This window comes from Nostoc sp., from assembly GCF_036917395.1.
Taxonomy (GTDB): domain Bacteria; phylum Cyanobacteriota; class Cyanobacteriia; order Cyanobacteriales; family Nostocaceae; genus Nostoc.
Genome location: NZ_JBALDI010000043.1, coordinates 65,844 through 86,847 on the forward strand (window position 1 = coordinate 65,844; position 21,004 = coordinate 86,847).

The following is a 21,004-nucleotide window of genomic DNA, read 5'->3' on the forward strand; positions in this document are numbered from 1 at the left end:
AAATATTAATAGATATCCTTAATTAGTAGCGAAGCTACAATCTGAGGAACTTTTCAGTGCTGATTCAGGTTCGTTGAGATGTAGAACAAGACCTAGCGCCACCTTACCCCAGCGCATCACACTTGCAGAAGCAGTACCTGCTGCACCTAAGCCATAAATAAGAACTAGGTCATTTTCATGAATCTTACCCAACTGTGCAGCAAAATACAGATTAGCTACCGTGATTACTGGTCCAATGTTTGCATACTGGGGGTAGAGGTTGATTACGCGCTCTGGGTCAATACCAAGTACGCGCGTGCAAAAGCTTGCCCCCCAAGCAGTAGATGTATTGAAAACAAAAAAGTCAACTTGCTCGATGGTGACACCAGCTGCGGCAATAGCGCCCTCACAGCACGTACGCAGTTGCCCTACAGCCGTTTCGCGAATCGCCTTATTTGCACTCTTGTCCATCTGCATATGCACTCGTGGATTGCCCTGCTTATCCTGCGTGAGTTTAGCAAAAAATGTCACATAAAGCACCAGTATGAATGGTCTTTGTGCCGAGGATACCCTGGTTCGGTGCAAGTGAACCGACCACAAAAGCACCGGCACCGTCACTCATAAACCATGAGAGGGTATCGTCTTCATCGAAAAAGCGAGAGTATGAACATGAGACAACCACCAGCACGTTGCGGTATTCTCCCGATCGCACTAAAGCACAAGCAGTTTGAAGTGCAACCGGGGTAACCCCGCACGCAGCATCAAGATTCCAAGCAGCACCCTGCAAACCCATTTGACGAGCTAGGTAAGCAGCATCGCCAAATCCAATTTGTTCAGGCCAAATGGAGGCGACGAGCATAAGATCGACTTCTTCGGGAGCAAGCTTTGCTGCATTAAGGGCATCACGAGCTGCGCGCTCTTGCAGCATCAGCGACGATTCATCTGAACTAAGCACCCATCGCTCAATAGTACCGCGAAAAGGGTCTTTAAGATAGGGCAACATCTCTGAGTCAAACTCGTTGCTGGGTGTAGAGCCAGCAAGCGAAAACAACCTTGCCAAACTTCTTTGCTCAGCCTCAGCAATCAGCTCGGGGTATTTTTCTCTATAGTAATCATTTGTACGCTTAATGCTCGGCAAGCTCAATGCCAGCGCTCGAATACCTACTGAGTGATGCACCATAATATATCTCCTATCAATAATCTGTAGCGCCCTGCGAAATCAAACTGGAAATACGATCTCCAATTGGTGCAAGTCTGGTTGGGTCAATTACTATGTCAACAACGAATGGACTAATCGTGGCTATTGCTTTTTCCAACGCTGCTTGGATGTCAGATTCTCTTTCCACACGGATGCCATCGGCTCCCATTCCACAAGCAATCTTGACGAAATCAGTATGCGGAATCTCGACATCCATACCCTTAAACCCTTGCATTTTCGTGCCTTGGGCGCACATATTGTAGAGACCGTCGTTGAGCACAATCCAAACAGCAGGAATATTGTATTGTACAGCCGTGCTTACCTCATTATTCATAAGCATGGCACCATCCCCAACGATGACGACAGCTTTGCTATTGTGTACCAGCGTCGCACCCACAACGCCTGTGACGAAATGACCCATAGATGCAAACCTAGTGCTGACTCGAAAACGACTTGGTTTGGCAAATCGCAGTAGATTAATTGCCCAAGCTAGCGAGTTTCCTCCTTCAGCCATGACGAGCGCATTGCTCCCTTCAACTATTTGCCGTTGAATTGCATCCATGAGTACTTCCGGTCGCACTGAACCCTCTGCACGTGGATTAATTATTACAGGCTTGGAACAAGGCAGCAACAGTTCTGTTAACTGATTTTGGTGTTGTAGAAAGTACTTTAACAGTGCCTTTACAAAAATTCCCACGTCGGATTGGATAGCAAACGTTTCGGCAGATGGATATGCAGTTCCTGGAATCTCTGGGTCGATATCGACATGCACGAACCCTCGTTTTGGAACCATCACAGAATTCCAGAACGAGGTCCACTCCCCAAGGCGCGTTCCTAGCACCAACACTCGTAAAGGTCCTTGTTCTTGCATCATATACGTTAAAACTGACTTATGTCCTGCAAAGCCCGTAACACCAACAAATTGAGGATGGTTTTCGGGAAAAATACCTTTTGCCCGTGGTGAACACATTACTGCAGCCCCTGTCCTCTCAGCAAGCTGGCGAATCTCTTTTGCAGCACCCCGTGCTCCGAAACCGACCCAGATGGCAAACGGCCCCTCAGACAGTAACCGGACACATTCTGCAATTGTTTCTTCACTTGCTGTTGCCAGACCATGAGATAGAGTTACTCGTGGCAATGAAGTTTTTAGTGAACTTGTCTGGATATTTGTAGGGATACTTAGATGGGCGACGAATCCTCCCGGTTGTGCTAGACCGAGAGCAATCCTTCTAGCAACCTCTGGGAGTTCATCACTGCGTTCGAGGGTTGTCGCATAATGAAATATTTGCCCCGAAGTAAAAATACCTGTGCTAGGCATAGTGTACGTGCTAGTTTCTTGGCAAGCCCAACGTCCCCGCTGTGGTGCTGAGGTCGAAGCTGACACAAAAATCACTTTAGCGCCCTCCCAACGGGCAGCCAATAGCCCTGTCAAAGCGTTGGTGATCCCCGGCCCTGTAGTAGTGAATACCACAACCGGCCGATCGCTAGCAAAGTGCGCCTCAATGGCCGCAAAAGCAGCTCCTGCTTCATGACGAAAGTGCAGCACCTGAATGGAACTTTGGTGTAACGCAGCCCATACTGGCGCGATCGCACCTCCCGAAACACCAAAGGCATACTCCACTCCCATATCTGCCAGGATTTTTACCACTGCCTCTGCTACCGAAAAAGTTACGGATGGCTTGCTATGAGATAGCTGTTGAGTTGAGTTTAATTGTTCAGTGCTATTTGCTTGTCTATCCTGAAATTTAACATCCATACAAACATCTTACGTAGAATTCCTTATATCAGATAATATTATTCCACACTCTAAGTAAGTCGGCGTAAATATTTTTCGTTTAAATAAGGCAGCAAGCAACTATGTTAGAGGCAATAGTTAAAAGGGTTTTAGTCTACTTCATCTTTATTAAGATAGTTTAGTTTTTTTGTACCCATCTATTTGCTTATCTTCACACAGTTTGGTATTTCATTGTCTACCTACTTAAACTCTGCTTTGATATAGAAAAAATGTTCAGAGACTTTAAGAGCTGCAAATGCGGCGATGCCTGCGGCGGGCTGCGCCAACGCAGATGGGTTCACCCGTCTTTTGGTTTGTGAAAACTGAACACTATTAGTCAAGCTCTGGAGTATAAAAAGGTGATTAACTTCAATCAGTATAAGGCTTTAACTTTCGATTGTTACGGAACCCTGATTGATTGGGAGAACGGCATCTTAGGGGTGCTAAAGCCACTTCTGCTGACACATAACACTAATTTTGATGACGATCAAATTCTGGAACTTTTTGCTGAATTTGAAGCAGAAGTGGAAAAAGGAGAATATATCAAATATCGAGAAGTTTTGCAGATAGTAGTCCAGAAATTTGGTGAGCGATTTAGCTTTAAGCCAACTGCTGAGGAACTAAATTCACTTGCTGATTCGATTCAGTATTGGCTGCCTTTCCCCGATACAGTTGAGGCACTTAAAACCCTCAAGCAAAAGTTTAAGCTGGTAATTATCTCAAATGTCGATGACGATCTCTTTGCTTTCTCAGCAAAGCATTTGGAGGTGAAATTTGACCAGATAATCACAGCAGAACAGGCAAAAAGCTACAAACCCTCCTTAAACAACTTTAGACTGGCTATTGACAGAATTGATTTGCCGTTAGAGCAGATATTACATGTTGCTGCTAGTGTATATCACGATATAGTTACAGCTAAATCTCTGGGACTATCAACAGTCTGGGTAAACCGTCGAGCAGACCAACAAGGAGTTAATTCCACAGGAGCAGCAATAAGTCAACCTGACTTAGAAGTGCCGGATTTAAAGACTCTGGCTGCTTTGAGTTCACCAAAACAATACTGAGCAATAAGTGCTGAGTGCTATCATTATTTCGATGAGGATTTGTTGTTACAAAACGAAACAGGGATTGCAACATAGATTGATTCTGCCTTAATCTGGAAAAACTACTACGCCAGTTTGATGGCATGTTCGCCCTTCTTTTGAGGGCGACTTGCAAAGGACGCGTAGACGCTCTCCTTCTGGCTCTCCAGGATCAGCGTGCTGATAAACTTGTTCAATAAAACACTTTGATAGCCTAAAACGATGAAAGCATCTGCTAATTTCGACTTTGAAGACGAGAAATTCAATGCACCGCCTTCTCAAGTCATCCCCTGGTGTCAGATGATTAATCCTCGGTATGGCGCAGATGGTATGCAATCCCACGGTTTGGCGATTAAGCTAGATAATGCCCATGCTGTCGGCTTTGTGCCAGATGATAATTGGCAGCAGGTAGAGCATGAATTTAGCTCTGGAGTCGAAACGGTGTTTATTAGCACTAGTCCACACTTGGTTTTAGTGCGTCGAGGACCATTGTCTGTCAAAGACCGGGAAAGTGGTCTAAAACTGGGTACGCTCAAAGAAAATTATGATGCTTTTTTAGCCGACAAACTTAAATTTAAAACCTTTACTCGCTATCTAATTTTTATAGTGGGTGAGAATAAAAAGTTTTTACATGAATCACCACTACAACTAACTCTTAATGGTGCCGCAGGAGCGAGTTTCAGCAAAACCTACTGCGAATATCAACAAGGTAAAGTAGTTAGTGGATTCGTTGCTGAACTAGAAAAGACTTATGCTGTTTACCGCAAGCAACCCTTGACACCAAAAGGCCCTTTGTTCCACGCTCACGGGATTTTTTGCCCGATAATTGAGTGTGAAGAAAGAGGTATTGAACCAAATACAGTTCTGGTAGCTTCAACTGTAGACTACAAACATCCGACAGTAGGAACTTTAACACAATACTTAATTGCTTCCGATTCTCTTGAGTCTGCAATGATTTGCAAGACTTTTGAAGAATACAAAGATTTTGGAAAGGAACCTGTAAAATCAGAAACGCCTAAATTGGCGATGGCAGGAGTTTCCAACTCTTACGTTTATGCTGATGAAGATGATTTTGCTTATCCACCGTACTAAAAAAAGTAAGGAGTAAGGAGTGATAAATGATGAGTTTTGAATTAATAACTCCTAACTCCTATACAGACGCGATTAATCGCGTCTCTCCTAACTCCTATACAGACGCGATTAATCGCGTCTGTACTCCTAACTTTATTCTTTGAGCAGCAAATAATATAGTGAACCATTACCGCCTGTGATGCCAGCGCGATCGCCTGCTAGTTTACCAGACCCCATGAAATAATCTACCCGTCCTGGGCCTTTGATGGCGCTTCCTGTGTCCTGGTCAAGCACAAAGCGGCTGACAGTACGCCTCTCTAGTTTGCCACCACTGGCAGGATAGGGAAATGAGTTATGAATCAAGGCTAGCGCTCCCGGTGGCATGAGAGACTTATCTGTAGCAATGGAACGTTCTGCTGTCACTGGCACACGAATACAGCCTGTAGCTGCGGTACCACCAGTTTCTTGAAAGAAAATAAATCGTTTCCAGCGTGGCAGATAATTGCTCAACTCCTGCGGCCGTCGCCGGAAGTAAGCAGTCATCCGTGGCAGTGTCAATCCATCTAGTGAAAGTTTGCCATCTCTGGCTAGTTCTTTACCGATACTAGTCCAGGGGTAATCAGTTCCACCTGCATAGCCAACTGACGTTGTTTTGCCATTAGTTAAGTTAATTTGGGCAGAACCTTGGATATGTACCATGTATGCGTCAAAGCGATCGCGGAACCAAAGCAATTCTAAACCGCGCAACTTGCCCTTATTTCCTTGTAAACCATCCTTACCTTCCAAATCAATTCGTTTTGGGTGGGGTTTACGCCATTGGCTGAAATCAGGTGGTAGCCGATAAAGAGGATACTTATATATTGAAGTCCTGACACGGCTAGCGGTGTAAACAGGCTCATAATAAGCAGTAAACTTAACAGTACCCTTGCCATCGTTGCCCACAGACTGGTAGAAGACAAACTCACGGCGGACAGCGGCTTGTAATTGTGCTGCTGACTTAGAACCGATAACCAGTTCGCGGAAACGTAGCAAACTCGTGCGGACGCGATCAAGGGTAATTTCCTTAACTGGATAATTTTGATATGCTGCGATCGCCTCCTTCTTTGTTAGGTAAAGCAGACTGTTGTCAATGGAAGCCAACAACGCATTGCGATCGCCTATTTTACCTGTTTGACCCCAAATTTGGTCATCCCAACCCAAACAAGTCTGCCCGAACGCACAATCGCTTGCAATAGCGATTGGTTTTAGCGGTGGCGTTAACTCAGGAGTAATTGGTACTGGTAGAGGTGGAAGATCAGGAGTTGTGGGTACTGGCAACGGCAGTAAGTAAGGAACCTGAGCAACAGCCGACCAGAGAGGGTTTATAAGGGCAATTCCCAAACTCAAGGAAAGCAAAGCAAGGGTTTTTCTCATCATTTAGTTGAATCTTTCAACACTGGAACTAAAAACGGGTTCTACCCGGATTGCCACGATCCGAGAAGGGCGGATGACCATATATTCCCCTTGAATATTTTTGATCGGCACGCTAATAAAGTCATTAGAAGCAGACTTTGGCACAAGTTCGCCACTATACCACTTCTGAAAATCTTGAATAGTAGGAAAACGTACTTCTTCCCGGTGACCGCTTTCCAGTAGGAGGTATACGGCATATTCATTTGCAGTTCTAGGCATAAGGTTGGATCGTTAGAAAAACATTCAACCCATTGTTAACCACGTAACCCCCGAATGAAAAGGGTAAGCATACGGGAGGTGGGGAGCAGAGGGGCAAAAGGGAATAAATGACTAATGCCCAATGACTAATACTGCATGACTCTTCACTGTAGACGCCTAATCCTTTAACCAGTTCCTTAAAAAGTGTAAGTTTACATTAGCTCTTGCATAACTCTCCAATGGCTACCTACCCTACTTCACGTCCGGTTTTGTAGGAGAGGTGTGGGAGGCGACTCCTGCATCGACTCTCTACCACCAAAGCAGCAGGTGGTAGAGTGAAAGATTGTGTCCACTCGCTCCCGTTTCCATGCCCAAATCCGTTTAGGTGGCGTCACTATGAACCAGAAATCATTCTGTTATGCGTGCGCTGGTATCTCACATATCCGCTTTCCTATCGACAAGTAGCAGAGATGGTGAATGAGCGGGGCTTGGATGTTCACCAGTCAACGATTTATGGTTGGGTGCAGCGATATGCGCCCGAACTGGAAAAACGCTGCCGACCTCATTTGCAGTCAAACAACGACTCGTGGCAAGTAGACGAAACGTACATCAAGATAAAAGGCAAGGATAGATATTTGTACCGCGCCGTCGATTCACAAGGGAAGACCATTGACTTTTTGGTAACGGCTCATCGGGATGCACAAGCGGCTAAACGGTTTCTCCGTAAAGCATTGAAGGCAGTTCATAATCAAGAACCACGAGTGATTAATGTCGATAAAAATGCGGCTTATCCCAAAGCTATGAATAAGCTAAAAGAAGAAAAAGAGTTGTTAGAGAAAGTGAAACTGCGACAGAACAAGTACTTAAATAATCGGATTGAGCAGGACCAGAGATTTATCAAATGGTTGGTTAAGCCAGGGAGAGGATTCAAATCATTCAACACGGCAAGGAGAACAATTAAATGTTATGAAATTATGCACATGATGAAAAAAGGACAAATTAAGAAAGTAGATAAAGGAGCCGTTAGAGAACGGGTGAAATTCATAGCTGAAATCTTCGGAGTGGCTGCATAACTAATTCCCTTTCCAAAGCGTTTTCTGTCCCCAACAACTTTTTGCAACACAACCATTTTGACAGCGTTTGAAGGATAATCATGATGAAGATTGAGCCATTCAGGATCGACGTTCCTCAAAGCGAGATAGACGCGCTTCGCACGCGCTTGGCCAACACGCGCTGGGCGCCCGAACTTGACAACGAGGACTGGTCCTACGGAGTCAACGGCACCTACCTGCGCGAGCTGATGACCTATTGGCAGGACGGTTTCGACTGGCGCGCGCAGGAAGCGCGGATCAACAGCTTCCCGCAATTCCGTACAGAGATCGACAGCGTGCCGATCCATTTCATTCATGTGCGCGGCAAGGGCCCCAACCCCGTTCCCATCGTTCTCAACCACGGATGGCCCTGGACGTTCTGGGACCTCAAGGACGTCATCATGCCCCTGGCCGATCCTGCTGCACATGGCGGCGATCCCCAAGACGCCTTCGATGTCGTCGTCCCTTCGCTGCCGGGGTTCGCCTTCTCGGGGCCGCTGCCCCGGAACGGTGTCGGCTATGTCGAAACGGCCGACATGTGGGTCAGGCTGATGCGGGAACTGGGCTATGAGCGATTCGTCACGCAAGGCGGCGATGCAGGCGCGTTCCTGAGTGCGCGGCTTGGGCATGCACATCCGGACTCGATCATCGGCGTCCATCTGAGCTTCCCTGTCCTCCCGGGGGTACCCAACGACGCCGGCGACCCGGCCGATTTTACCTCGGAGGAACGCGCCATGGTCGAAGGGGAGAAGGACAGAGGCCAAGCGGCCTTCATCCACCTTCTGGTCAATGCCTCTGACCCACAGACCCTCGCCTGGGCGATGCACGACAGCCCGGCGGGTCAGGCGGCGTGGATGCTCCTTCGCCGCCGCGCCTGGAGCGATTGCCATGGGGACGTGGAAACCAAGTTCGACAAGGATACGCTGCTCACGCATTTCTCGTTATACTGGTTCACAAACAGCTTTGTCGGGTCGGAGCTGTTTTGCCGAGCTTCCGGATTTCCCCAGCCCATACCTCTGGCTAACGACATCAAGCCTGAGATCAGCGTGCCGACGGCTGTCGCCGTGATGCCCAAGGACATGATGCACAGGCCACGCTCAATCGTTGCCGCACATAGCGATCTGCGCCAGTGGACCTTGTTCCCCAGCGGAGGACATTTTGCTCCAGCGGAGGAACCGAAGCTGATTACCGAAGACATCCGCTCGTTCGTTCGCCCCCTGCGCCAGCGCTGACCATCTTCAGTGGAAGCGCCGGGCGGCGCTTCCACTGACGAAGGCGGACTTAGGCTAGCTGATCCGCCGCGACGCACGCGAATTCAATGCCGCCAGAGCTTGCCCGGACGACCCAGAGAGAACCGGGAGGGAGGAAAAGACATGCAAATAGAGCAATTCGATCCAAGACTTGCGCGGCTTCTCCAGCCCGGCGCGGAGTTACAGGCCATGCCATCGGGGTGCGACGTTTCTGGCGGCGACTTCCGGTTTCGCGGCTGCGGCGAACCCGTCTGGCTTCCGGAACTCGGAGCACTCGCCTTCAACGATGTCGGACATCGACGGGTGCTAACGTGGGTTCCGGGCGGCGACGTGCTGGTCCCGCGCCACGGCGCGATGCAGGCCGGCGCCGCCCGGGATGCACAGGGACGCTTCATGGCTTTGATGTTAAAAAAAATACTTTTCAAACATCCTCTAAGGAATTAAAGCTTCAACAATAAAATGGCTACAAGCTGATCTGGAGTTTAGGAAGTCATGAACTTGTAGTACAATCCTCAAAAAATCTTGGTATTTCAGCACTACCTAGTTTATTTCTCAACAAACCTTGCTAAAGCTGGTAGTTGTGCCAAGATTAATTTGAGGACTTAGGCAAGTGACACAATGTTAGGACAATTATTAGACGGACGTTACCAAGTCCTTCAAGTCTTAGGTGGAGGTGGATTCGGTCAAACCTACATTGCCCAAGATACCCATCGACCAGGTTTGCCGAAATGCGTTGTCAAACACCTTAAGCCTGTCACTCGTAGCCCTGAATTTCTTGAAACTGCTAGACGGCTATTTACCAGTGAAGCAGAAACACTAGAACAACTGGGCAACCATGACCAGATTCCTCGGCTTTTAGCCTATTTTGAAGACAACCAAGAGTTCTTCTTGGTGCAAGAGTTCATTGAAGGGCATACTCTCAAAGCGGAACTATTCCCCAATCAACCTTGGACAGAAGATCAAGTAATTCAACTGCTCCAACAGGTGTTGGGTATTCTACAATTTATTCACAGCCACAACGTTATTCATCGAGATATCAAGCCGGACAATATAATCAGGCGGCAACAAGACGGCAAGTTAGTGCTGATTGACTTTGGCGCAGTTAAACAAGTCCAAACTCAACTGCTTACAGTTCTAGGACAGATGGGGGCTACTATTATCATTGGTACCCCAGGATATATGTCTACAGAACAGGGGCAAGGTAAGCCCCGCCCCAACAGCGATATTTATTCCTTAGGCATTATTGGTATTCAATCGCTAACGGGGTTACATCCGATAAACTTTGAGGAAGACCCAGATACAGGAGAAATTTCTTGGCAGCATCAGGCTAACGTCAGTTCAGGGTTGGCATCTGTGCTATCTAAGATGGTACTACACCACTTCAAACAACGCTATCAGTCTGCGGCTGAAGTTCTACAGGCGCTTAAGGATCTCGATACTAAAATAGAAGCGCAATCACTTCAACCACTATCTTTTACACAACCGCCTCAAGCTTTACTTTCTCAACAAAACTCAATTGCGTATCCGCCTGCTTCTATCCTGTCTCCAGAAAATTACAGTCGGTTGGAAACAATTCTTTTAGAATTTGTCGGCCCCGTTGCCTCAAGATTACTACGACAAGTTGCGGCATCAGCGCCCAACCCCGAAGAATTAATTAATCAATTGGCCCTTCATCTTCGAGGAAATCAACAAATTGATTTTAAGAAGAAAACAATGTTTCTACTAGAGAAACCTACTCTACTACAGGAACTTACTGTTAAATCGGAAATTAAGTCAAATAATTTACCAAGCCAAGAACCTCAAGGAATCAGTGATAGCTTTGTGCATCAGTGCGAACGGGAATTAGCTAATTTAATTGGTCCAATAGCTACGTTCTTAGTCCAAAAAGCTGTTAAGTCTTCTGGGCAGATTTCTCGTGCAGAATTTGTGAAAGTTTTAGCATCACAAATTCCTGAACCTCAAAAAGCTTTGCAATTTCAGCAACGTCTACTTTCTTAAATTTTTAGCTGATATTAATTTTGAGAAAAATGCAACAAATGGGTAGGTTGTATTTCGCTTGACTCATTCATAAGCCAAAATCTAAAATCCAAAATGGAATTAGCTCTAATTATTCAGCATCTCCAGAGCGATTTTTAAGCTAGCTTTCATCCGATTAAATGCTTCTGCTAACCCGCCAATTTCATCACTAGAGCTTTCTTCAAAATCAGCGCTCATATCACCCACACTAACTTTTTGGGCTATTTTCTCTATTCTTCTGATGCGCTGAATCACATATTTTTTGATTAAGAAGTTAATTAAGAAAACTACGAGCGCAAAGATAGTAATTAAAATTCCCATTATCAATATCCAAGTCCGTTTGGCATTGGCAAAAATCTCTTGAGAGGGAACAGAGATTATTTGGGCAGAAACAATCTGATTCAGTTTCCAGCCAAAACCATTTTCCGATCCATAAGTTACCAGTTGACTTTTAGGAGCCTGATCTGGTGTAGTATGACATCGCAGACATTGCTGTTGTGTAATCTTGAGTGGTTGGGCAATATAAAATACTTCGCCTTCTGACAAGGTGCGAAAGCCAGTGATTTCTAGAGTGTTCGGTTCGTTACGAAAACGCTCTACAAGTTGAGTTTCAAAACTATCGGCTTTATCTGCTAAATTAGTTGGATTAAGTGTTGCATCCTTATGAAAAAAGTTTTTATATTCCGGCTTTTTACGAAAATTCTCAAAAACCTCTTTAGAGGAAAAAGTTGGTACTACTTCAGGCATAAACGTTGGGTTAGTATCTAGTCTAGGTTCCAATAGAGGAACTATCCGATTTTGTGTATAATCTCTAACTGCGTTCACCATTTGGATGAGAGTCTGTGCTTGAGAAGCCACTTCATTTTGCGCTCTCCCTTGAAGTACACTGGATAAGGCAACACCACTTCCCACAATACTGACTATGAAAACTAATATTAAAAGTAAGTTAAATTTAGCACCTATTTTTAAGTTTTTTAACGTAATGTTGTTTAACATAACCTAAGCAACGAAGGTGGGATCTGAGTTTGTCTAATATTTATTTATACCTGTTAGAAGGCATCTCAACAATATTTAAATAAATATTAATTTTTTGTTGCAATGTAACCTATTTAGGCAGCAGTCAAACTTATCTAAATTAGTCCTGAAAGCCAAGTTATTTCTTTAACCATAATTAATGATGTTTTTGCGATTTCCCCGGCGTTTCTTTCTGTTTAATCTGCTAGGTTTGACATTTGCTGCCTGCCAATCACCAAAGGAGTTTGAAGGCACGTTAACTATTGGTGTTATCAACTATGGTGGAGGCGAACAGATAATTAACCAATATGCTAAATTCAATAGTTACTTAGGTGAAAAGACAAACTCATATATTCAGCTAGAGCCTGCTTTTAATGAAAATAGAGCGGTTGAGCGCCTTCAGGCTCGTGCTTGGTCATTGGTATTTGCTCCACCAGGTTTAGCGGCTATTGCGATCGCACGTCACCAATATGTTCCCCTGTTTCCTTTAATAGGTATTAGTAATTTGCGTTCAATCTTCGTTGTTCGCAAAGACAATCCAATCTCTGACTTAAAACAGCTGCAAGGTCAAACAGTGGCTTTAGGTCAGTTAGGTTCAGCAACAGGATATTATTTCCCACTTTACAATCTTTATGGTACAACACTAGCAGAGATCCTATTTGCACCCACACCCAAAGCCGGGCTGGAATTGGTCGCCCAAGGAAAAGCGATCGCCTGTGCTGTCTCAGAGGCGGAATTGGCTCTCCACGGTTCACAGTTGGGCCCAACCGAATTCCGCATATTATTTAAAGACCCTCACTATGTACCATTAGGTGTGGTCTTGATTGGACCGAATGTAGAACGTAACCGTCAAGAGTTCATCCGCAAAGTAATGAGTGATACACCTTCAGGTTTAGCTCAAGAAGTAGGGTACATATCCAATGGACAAGTACCAGATTACAAATACATGATTTCTGTGGTTGATCGGCTGAGTTCGATTACTTCTCAGCTACAAAAAAAACCTGTTCGTTTATTTTAATCAATGTAATAATAAACTTTTTTAGCTTATCGGGACATTATTTACATACCCTTACCCTGTAACCTAAGGCACTTACAAAAAACTCCCCTCTAGGATGAAGGGAGTTAGCTGACAGAAATTAATGGATGATTACTGACTCAGTAACCCGATAGCGATTTCAAGATACATTTTCGCTTTATGCAAAGCTAACAGCTTCTCTTGAGTGTACCTATCTGGGTAATTCATAATTCTCCCTTCCATCGTAATTTTGATGAGTGCTGCTTGTTCATCCGTAGGAGCATTCATCTCATCTATAGCGTTACTCAGTGCTTGCATGAAAGCAAAGGTAGGAGGTTTTAACCCTTTACCTGCCTCGAATTGAGATAACGCCATTCGAGGGAATACCATCAAGGATGTAATCCATGAGGTCTTATACCCTTTATTCCCAGTTGGTTTGATGCCGTAGCGTAAGCATAGCTCACTGAGTTCTTTGATGGTTTTGATTTCTAACTCGGAACGCGTAAACATAAAATAGAGTTACCTCTTGTAAAAGTGGTATCGGTGAGCTACAAGTTTTCCAGACAATATGCTCACCGATTTAAAACTCTAATCGAATGCTAGCAATCGATTCAATCTATATTTACATCTCTCAACAATGCCTAACCCTAGAGGAACTCCTGAAAATTTAGAACCGGGAAAAAGAAAAGGTGATGAACCATTGACCGAGCAAGTTAATTTGCGTGTCACCAAGACAATGAAAGAAGAATTGTCAACTAAGGATGATCCACCAGAATTTTGTCGCCAAGCTATCCAAGAAAAAATAGATAAAGATAAAAAAAAATAATTCCAAAAAACTCTAAAATAAAAGCTCCCTGATAAGTAGGGAGCTTTTATTTTAGAATAGCAAGTCTAAAAATAGAGTTTGCAGTTCAGAGCGTCAATGAGCCGACTCTCACGAATGATTTAGGAGTGTTATAGTTCGATTTTTGGTAAGTAATATTATCTTGCTCAAAAAAACAATTTGAATCGTGCTAGCTGGTTTTCAATGGTTCCTGTGAGGATTTTATTTAGTTCTGTGGTGTCTTGGAATTGCAAAATTTGCTGTGTGGGTAAGTCGAAAGGAAATTGCCCTTCAAACTCTGGGCGTTGCATTTGCGCTAGTAAAATCTGTTCAGACCGCTTACTTTGAATAGCATAGCCAATCTCAATACAGACATTAGGACTGGGAATTAGTTGGGGAGTCTCTTTACCATCAATACTAGCAATGGGCGTGGTGTCAGCGATAAATAACAAACTCTTACGGATTTTTCGCATGATCGTGCGGTTAATCCGTACAGGCGCACCGCTGGGACGAGAGGATTCTACTAATGTTAGGGGAAAGCGCGATCGCTTGTTTAAACTGTCCAAACTTTTTCGCAGTTCTTCTCTTAAAACATTCGTCGCTGCGGCATACTCAGTTTGATAGCACAAAAAAATCGTTGGTTCTGACTGAGCCAGCACCGCCTGCTTAGTGAAATAAATTTCATGACTAATTAAATCAATGTTAGCTACGCAATAGCCACCACTACCTTCAATATAAAATTCAATATTTTCCCCTTCCAGATAGCGCCCAAACCAAGTTGATTTGCTAACTTCGTCACTTTCTTCCAAAAAGTCTGCTCGCAATGCTGATTTCAGCAGGCTTTTTTTGCTTAAGCGAATATCTGGCAGACGTTTTTCTAGTTCTGGAATCGGCTCGTAATCCTGTAGATACCACGCTCTGAGCGCAATAATTGACATAAGGCGCTATTTCAACTCTTTCTCGCTATTCAACTTCGTATAATCTTACACCCAGAGGAGTCCCTATTTCAGACTTATCTTTAAACACAACAACACCCAATCCTCTACTGGCTGAACTATCTCCTCTCCTTGTTTATCTTAACCAGGGATGTACTAACTTTCATCGCTTCTGTAAACAAGTAATGAAAATCAGTTACAGCGCCCCCTAATCTTCCATGTTTGAGGAAATAGCAGTTTTCGCGTTGGTGTTGCTGTGTTTTGACGAGACAGATGTAAGTTAAACAGCGTCTTTTACCTCTTACTACATTCCTAATGCAGCTGTTATCTCTGCCAGGTAAGCTTATTTAGTGGCTTCAACTATTAGATTATCATTTGGAGATTGAAGGGACTTTTTTTGCAACAAAACTTTACTTTTGAAGCATTTTTAATTTAAGTTAATATATTACAGTTCCTGGATAGCTTCTAAATCTTTTTTTTAGTCTAGTTCCCAGTGCGAAACTAAATTTCCAAAAAATAAGGATACGGATTTAAGATGTTTCCAGGAACTAAAACCTTGGTTTTTAGGCTTTAGAGAATGAGCCTTCTGAGTTTTGCACTCCTGACTAGTCTAATGTTAAAAATTTTATCATAAGCCTTTTGGATGAATTGAGTAATTATTTCAATCTTTAAGTTTTGATACTAATATTTTGTCATATTCTGAAAATCAGCTAAAAAGGTATGTCTCATTGATATAAAAAGCAAATTTTTAAAAGACTCCATTGTACCATGAATTATTTATGCAAGAAGTCTATTGATTTTAGCTTGAGGGTTGAGGGGAATTTCAATCCAGAACTCTGTACCTTTGCCTGGTTCTGAAATACACTCCATTATTCCACCATGTTTTTCGACAATAATTTGATAGCTGATTGCCAGTCCCAATCCTGTACCCTTGCCCACAGGTTTAGTAGTGTAAAACGGGTCAAAAATTCGCTTTTTCACTTCTTGAGTCATTCCAGGGCCATTGTCACAAATACGAATCAACAAACGAGAGTTGTCTACTGAGATTTTAGTGGAAATATAAATAGTCAGTATTGGGCATGAGGTATTTCTTTTGTCCACCTTGTCCCTAGTCTTCAGTTCCCCAGTCCCTAGTCTCCAGTCCTCAGCCCCCATTATCAGGGCATCTATGGCATTGCTGAAAATATTCATGAATACCTGATTCATTTGGCCGGCATAGCATTCCACCCGGGGGATGTTGCCATAATCTTTAATTACCTGAATACCTGGAAATTCAGCATTTGCTTTCAGCCGATGTTGCAAAATTAATAAGGTGTTGTCAATGCCTTCATGCAAGTCAACGCGCTTGTTTTCAGCCTCATCCAAGCGAGAAAAATTTCTTAACGACAGCACTATTGAGCGGATGCGCTCGGTTCCTACTTGCATTGAGGTCATGATTTTCGGGAGGTCTTCTACCAAAAATTCAAAATCGATCGCTTTGATCGCAACGTGAATTTCACTATGCGGGAGGGGATAGTGTAACTGGTAGAGGCGTAAAATTTCTAGCAGTTGTTCGGTGTAGTCACTAGCGTGGCACAGGTTACCGTAGATAAAGTTAACGGGGTTGTTGATTTCGTGGGCGACACCCGCCACCAACTGTCCTAGACCAGACATTTTTTCGGTGTGAATCAATTTTGTCTGTGTTTCTTGGAGTTCATGTAGGGTATGCTCTAAATGTGCAGCTTGATTTCTGGCTTCAATTTCGGCATGACAGGTTTGTTGGTAGAGTTCTGCTTGTTGAATGGCGATCGCAGCCTGATCTCCTAACTGTTGCAATAAATCAATTTCTGCATCCTGCCAATTTCTGGGAGCCTTACACTCATGGGCAATTAGTAACCCCCATAGTTCCATACCCATATTTATCGGAACTATTAAGTTTGCTTGCACTTGCAGACTCTGCAAAAACTCTTGATGACAATTACTTAAAGGATCTGTTGAAACATTGTTAATTGCCCTTACCCTGCCCTGAAAGTATGGACGGGTATACTCATCAGGAAAGCATTCCGGTGGTGCATTCACTCCCAAAGTTGACTGCCAATTACCATTGATCTCTTCCACAATCACCGATCTACTCTGAAGTTGGAAAATCAGCACCCGGTCTGAGTTTAGCAGGGGACGGACTTCCCGAACGATGGATTGCAGGGTTGTCTGCAAATCCAATGTGCGGCGAATCTGCTCTGTGACTTGCTTGAGTACTTTGGTAAGCAGTAATGATTTTTCGAGTTCAGCCGTTTGCTCTTGCACCCGCAGTTCTAGGTTGACATTCAGCGCTTGTTCCTGTTTATACATTTGCTGCTGCTGAATTGCCATTGAGAAATGATCGTACAAGGCTTGCGCCAATAAGATTTCTTCCGGTTTCCACTCAGCTGCTTGCCCCTTTTTTTGCTCTCGCCAAACCTCAAAGGAAAGCTGGGGTAAAAGTTGTCGCCGATTTTGTTCACATAGTCCCGCCCACAAGATTTCCGTTTCAAATTCCGAGCGAAAAATGCTTAATACACCGATAAATTTTTCGCGGTAATGTAAGGGAATTACCATGAGTCCGCGAATTTGAGTTGAACGGAATGCTAAAGCCAAAACTCGCAAACGTGGTTCTTTATAGAGGTCAACAGTTGTCCAAATATTACCTGGTTTCCACTCAGCCATCCAGTTTTGCCACATAGGATGCTGTTCGATAATACTGTTGTCTAACTCGTAGGGGAGTGTAGGTTGATCGCCCCAGGTGTATAGTTCTCGACTCTGTTCAATGTAAAGCCTGCCACCTACTCCACCGAAGGCAGTAATAACTTCTTCTAGCGCTCTCTGCAATTGGATTATCGGTAGTTTATGCAATAGTGTGGTAACTCGGTTAATAGTAACTTCTCGCTCTTGCTTGGCGAGGGTTTCGCTGAGTAGATTACTTTGAGCGATCGCGATCGCTACCTGATCGGCAACTTGCTGCGATACTTTTAGTTCCCGCTTCAAAATCTTTCGCGGTTCACTATGGTGAGATACCAACAATCCCCACAATTTAGGCTTTGCCGATTGTTCTTGTGGGTCGCAATGTAAAATTGGTACTACCAAAGAAGACTGCACGCCCATTGCCTTTAAGTATTGAATATGGCACGGGTCTACCTGCCGATAGTAGATATTAGTTTGTAGTGGTTTGCCAGTTTCTTTTGATTGTAGAGGCGATAGCCCGATCTTCTCGTTTGCTACATCGACAATCGAACGTTGTCCCACTGACAAAAACATCTCTCTGGCCGCTTCGGGAATATCATGAACTGGGAAGCGCAACCCCAATAAGGATGGCAGACGCTGGTCATAAATAGATTCAGCAATAACTTCACCATTACCATTAGCATCAAAGCGATACACCATTACTCGATCTGAACGCAAAAATAAACGTACTTCAGTAACGGTAGTCGTTAATATTTCTTGCAGGTCGAGCGATCGCCTGATCTGGTTTATCATCCGATGCAGTAAACTTTCTTGGTCTAAGCTTTGCTGCAAACCTTTTGGTTTATCGGTAAATGTCATTGCCTATATACACCATGACTGAAGTAGAATTTTTTTTATAATTGTCTTTGATAAAAATTTTCAACTTACAATGCCTTGATTTTCATCCAATTTTAAGAAATTCCTGCTACAAATGCATTGCTTGGGGCGTACATTTGTTGCAAATATTTTTGGCAATGGATTATGAGGATATTTGAAAAGTATCAGATATTCTACTTGATACCCGTAGCTTTCTAAAATTTATTTAAGTAAATATTAAAACGCTTACTGGATCAGTAAAGAGTTTTCAAACATTTCTCAAGTCTAAAGTTAAGAAATTTTAATCATTGTCATCTATTAATTTTATATTCTAAAACATAAAGTTATTTCAGTAATTATACTTAAGTTTACACCTTAATAATTTCCTGAAATTAAAAATATTTTTTGACGATTTTTGCCCATTAATTCAATTAATTAAGATTTTTTCAAATAAACAACTAAATTATTGGCAATTTTTTAAAATATTTTTGGCTGGGGAATTTTACTATTCCCCGTACAATTGCTGATTTTATGTTGAATGCAACTATTTTGATGAAATTATTCGTAAATTACTGTTAAAGATAGTAACTTACGGATTTCTTCACGTACACTCATGAGAGTTTTACCGAGATGGTTTTGACCTGTTTTATTAGCACCACAGCCCCAGAAAGAATCGGTTGGGGAGTTCTCAACCAAAATCTCATCGCCTGTGTTCAGGAGAACTTCTCTAATATCAAGATGAGTGAGAAACTTTTTGAGTACAGCTTCTCGCATAATTTGAGTTTTCACCAAATCCCAGTCTCGACGGAATTGGCGAGTGTTACATCTTCCCAAAGCGGCAGCTTCTTCTGGGGTGGCGGCGGCATGAATGAGGGGTATAATTGCCGCATCTATGCTGCCGACAAACTTTTGTGCTTGATAATAATGCTCAACCGTTGGCCAGTAAGTACCCTGGATGTGGATTCTATGGAGAGAAAAGTTAGAAAAACAGCCATAAGGCTGCCAAACCTTATAAAAGTAAATAGTCATTTGAAAATTGCTCTTTTATATATCAACTTCAGGGTAGCTGAAAGATTGATCGCACTCGCAACCCAAAACCGAACTTATCAAATAGATTTTCTCTCAGTTCATATGATTGGGGATTCTTCCCAACGACTTATAAAGATTATCAAAGTTCAGGGTAATTCAAACTTTATCAGATTTGAAAACCCCTCATTTGTATGAAGGGTTTATAACATCATACTACGGTAATTATTTTACACAATACTTGGAACAACAAGTTTACTACCTTGCTCATGAGCTTACCCTGGATATGCTTACCACCTAGCAGCTTCTCGCCTTGCTCATTGACTGTCTTCTTGAGTGAGTCGCAGTGGTAAATCAATTCGTTTAGTCAGTTCGTTCTCTGGTAGCCTTCCAGTTTCCACGTCGGTTAGGATGATAAAGCTCCTGCGATCGCAATGGGTGCTAATACCCTTTGCAACCAATCCAGCCCGCCCTTAGCGCTTAGTACGCCCAGTTGTGGCTACTGAAAAACTTTTTACCTTTTCTCATCTCGCCACAAAGCAATACCACCTAATAAACCAGTGATATTGGGGATGAGTTTCACATTTAACGGTAGCTGGAAATTCACTCTCACGGCTTCACCACCGCCAATGTAAAGGTAATCATAATTGAACAGATGTTGCAAAGATGCGATCGCTTTTTCTAAACGCCTATTCCATCTTTTCTCACCAATTTTTTCTAACTCTACACGCCCCAATTGTTGCTCAAAAGTCTCTCCTTTGCGAAACGGATGATGCCCCATTTCCATATTCGGCACCAGCTTACCATCCATAAATAAAGCCGAACCGAACCCCGTACCCAGAGTAATCACTAATTCTAGGCCTTTACTTGCGATCGCACCAAACCCCTGCATATCTGCATCATTGATCACCCGCACAGGCTTATTTAAATGTTTTAATAATGCTGTTTCCAAATCAAATCCGATCCAATCTGGATGTAAGTTTACCGCTGTTTCCGTGACTCCAGAGCGCACCACACCAGGAAAACCGACCGAAACGCGATCAAATTCACTTTGAGCCGCTGCTAACCCAACAATTGCATTAATTACAACATCTGGGGTAGCAGGTTGGGGTGTATCTAAACGTGCCCTTTCCGTTACAGGATTCCCCGTAATATCTAAAACCATAGCCTTAACGCCACTACCACCAATATCTACTGATAGGGTACGAATCGATCCATTTTCTTCAACCATTAGCTTAAGTCCTTGTTATTAGTCCCTATTTGGTTATTATCCTCTGCCGCATCTTGATTAGAGTGGATATAGCTAGAGTTCTTCACATGGGGATTTACAAGCGATCGCTGTGGAGGTGCTGGGAAAAGCAATGGAAAAGCTGGATGCCAGTTTTACTCAAAGTTAAAAATACAATACATTAGACGCGCGACAACATCCAGATTTGCTAATGTAGAGATAATGGAAATAGTACTGGCATAGCTGCTTAAAATCTATTGGGTAGCAAATTTCTATTAAAACTAATATAAGCGAAAGAAT

The 21,004-nt window shown here is 43.5% G+C and carries 18 protein-coding genes and 1 pseudogene; 8 read left to right on the forward strand and 11 right to left on the reverse strand.

The window, feature by feature from the left end; translation table 11 throughout:
• Positions 1-18 precede the first annotated feature (18 nt).
• Together V7K46_RS15690 and V7K46_RS15695 are read right to left on the reverse strand one after the other, a co-directional pair.
• A pseudogene (locus tag V7K46_RS15690) lies at positions 19-1,159 on the reverse strand (3-oxoacyl-ACP synthase III family protein).
• A 13-nt stretch (positions 1,160-1,172) separates the two neighbouring features.
• A complete protein-coding gene (locus V7K46_RS15695) occupies positions 1,173-2,933 on the reverse strand; it encodes a ScyA-related TPP-binding enzyme (RefSeq protein WP_335114612.1) in 1,761 nt (586 codons plus the stop codon).
• 377 nt (positions 2,934-3,310) lie between these two features.
• On the opposite strand from V7K46_RS15695, the gene V7K46_RS15700 reads away from it, so the two are divergent.
• Together V7K46_RS15700 and V7K46_RS15705 are read left to right on the forward strand one after the other, a co-directional pair.
• On the forward strand, positions 3,311-4,015 hold the full coding sequence (locus V7K46_RS15700; RefSeq protein WP_335114614.1) for a haloacid dehalogenase type II: 705 nt from the start codon (positions 3,311-3,313) through the stop codon (positions 4,013-4,015).
• Positions 4,016-4,255: 240 nt separating this feature from the next.
• Positions 4,256-5,125 carry a DUF5895 domain-containing protein gene (locus tag V7K46_RS15705; RefSeq protein WP_335114616.1) on the forward strand — a complete coding sequence of 290 codons (870 nt, stop codon included), beginning with the start codon at positions 4,256-4,258 and terminating at the stop codon, positions 5,123-5,125.
• 132 nt (positions 5,126-5,257) lie between these two features.
• Here V7K46_RS15705 and mltA read toward each other — a convergent pair whose 3' ends face one another.
• Together mltA and V7K46_RS15715 are read right to left on the reverse strand one after the other, a co-directional pair.
• Entirely contained in the window at positions 5,258-6,517 is a 1,260-nt protein-coding gene (mltA, locus tag V7K46_RS15710) for a murein transglycosylase A (RefSeq protein ID WP_335114754.1), read from the reverse strand.
• A 3-nt stretch (positions 6,518-6,520) separates the two neighbouring features.
• A complete protein-coding gene (locus tag V7K46_RS15715) occupies positions 6,521-6,775 on the reverse strand; it encodes a hypothetical protein (RefSeq protein ID WP_335114618.1) in 255 nt (84 codons plus the stop codon).
• 314 nt (positions 6,776-7,089) lie between these two features.
• Here V7K46_RS15715 and V7K46_RS15720 point away from each other — a divergent pair, with 314 nt between their 5' ends.
• The 4 genes from V7K46_RS15720 (at position 7,090) to V7K46_RS15735 (ending at position 11,093) form a co-directional block, all read left to right on the forward strand.
• On the forward strand, positions 7,090-7,827 hold the full coding sequence (locus tag V7K46_RS15720; protein ID WP_335114620.1) for an IS6 family transposase: 738 nt from the start codon (positions 7,090-7,092) through the stop codon (positions 7,825-7,827).
• Positions 7,828-7,907: 80 nt separating this feature from the next.
• Entirely contained in the window at positions 7,908-9,077 is a 1,170-nt protein-coding gene (locus tag V7K46_RS15725; RefSeq protein ID WP_335114623.1) for an epoxide hydrolase family protein, read from the forward strand.
• Between the two features lie 141 nt (positions 9,078-9,218).
• The gene (locus tag V7K46_RS15730; protein ID WP_335114625.1) at positions 9,219-9,539 is read left to right on the forward strand and encodes a hypothetical protein; all 321 of its coding nucleotides are present in this window, start codon (positions 9,219-9,221) and stop codon (positions 9,537-9,539) included.
• Positions 9,540-9,713: 174 nt separating this feature from the next.
• The gene (locus V7K46_RS15735; RefSeq protein ID WP_335114627.1) at positions 9,714-11,093 is read left to right on the forward strand and encodes a serine/threonine-protein kinase; all 1,380 of its coding nucleotides are present in this window, start codon (positions 9,714-9,716) and stop codon (positions 11,091-11,093) included.
• A gap of 105 nt (positions 11,094-11,198) precedes the next feature.
• Here the strand turns inward: V7K46_RS15735 and V7K46_RS15740 are convergent, their stop codons facing one another.
• Positions 11,199-12,107: a Tll0287-like domain-containing protein gene (locus tag V7K46_RS15740; RefSeq protein ID WP_335114630.1), complete on the reverse strand. Its 909-nt coding sequence runs from the start codon at positions 12,105-12,107 to the stop codon at positions 11,199-11,201.
• A gap of 181 nt (positions 12,108-12,288) precedes the next feature.
• On the opposite strand from V7K46_RS15740, the gene V7K46_RS15745 reads away from it, so the two are divergent.
• On the forward strand, positions 12,289-13,143 hold the full coding sequence (locus V7K46_RS15745) for a phosphate/phosphite/phosphonate ABC transporter substrate-binding protein (RefSeq protein ID WP_335114756.1): 855 nt from the start codon (positions 12,289-12,291) through the stop codon (positions 13,141-13,143).
• A gap of 129 nt (positions 13,144-13,272) precedes the next feature.
• Here the strand turns inward: V7K46_RS15745 and V7K46_RS15750 are convergent, their stop codons facing one another.
• A complete protein-coding gene (locus V7K46_RS15750; RefSeq protein WP_335080793.1) occupies positions 13,273-13,650 on the reverse strand; it encodes a hypothetical protein in 378 nt (125 codons plus the stop codon).
• Positions 13,651-13,777: 127 nt separating this feature from the next.
• Between V7K46_RS15750 and V7K46_RS15755 the strand changes: the two genes are divergently transcribed.
• A complete protein-coding gene (locus V7K46_RS15755) occupies positions 13,778-13,966 on the forward strand; it encodes a hypothetical protein (protein ID WP_335024727.1) in 189 nt (62 codons plus the stop codon).
• Positions 13,967-14,130: 164 nt separating this feature from the next.
• Here V7K46_RS15755 and V7K46_RS15760 read toward each other — a convergent pair whose 3' ends face one another.
• The 5 genes from V7K46_RS15760 to V7K46_RS15780 form a co-directional block, all read right to left on the reverse strand.
• Entirely contained in the window at positions 14,131-14,901 is a 771-nt protein-coding gene (locus V7K46_RS15760) for a hypothetical protein (RefSeq protein WP_335114632.1), read from the reverse strand.
• A 774-nt stretch (positions 14,902-15,675) separates the two neighbouring features.
• Positions 15,676-18,453 carry a GAF domain-containing sensor histidine kinase gene (locus V7K46_RS15765; protein WP_335114634.1) on the reverse strand — a complete coding sequence of 926 codons (2,778 nt, stop codon included), beginning with the start codon at positions 18,451-18,453 and terminating at the stop codon, positions 15,676-15,678.
• Between the two features lie 555 nt (positions 18,454-19,008).
• Positions 19,009-19,479, reverse strand: coding sequence for an NADAR family protein (locus tag V7K46_RS15770; protein ID WP_335114636.1), 471 nt, complete (start codon positions 19,477-19,479; stop codon positions 19,009-19,011).
• 314 nt (positions 19,480-19,793) lie between these two features.
• Positions 19,794-19,937, reverse strand: coding sequence for a hypothetical protein (locus tag V7K46_RS15775; protein WP_335114638.1), 144 nt, complete (start codon positions 19,935-19,937; stop codon positions 19,794-19,796).
• 53 nt (positions 19,938-19,990) lie between these two features.
• Complete coding sequence (locus V7K46_RS15780; protein ID WP_335114640.1) at positions 19,991-20,707, reverse strand: ROK family protein; 717 nt, start codon at positions 20,705-20,707, stop codon at positions 19,991-19,993.
• Between the last annotated feature and the right edge of the window lie 297 nt (positions 20,708-21,004).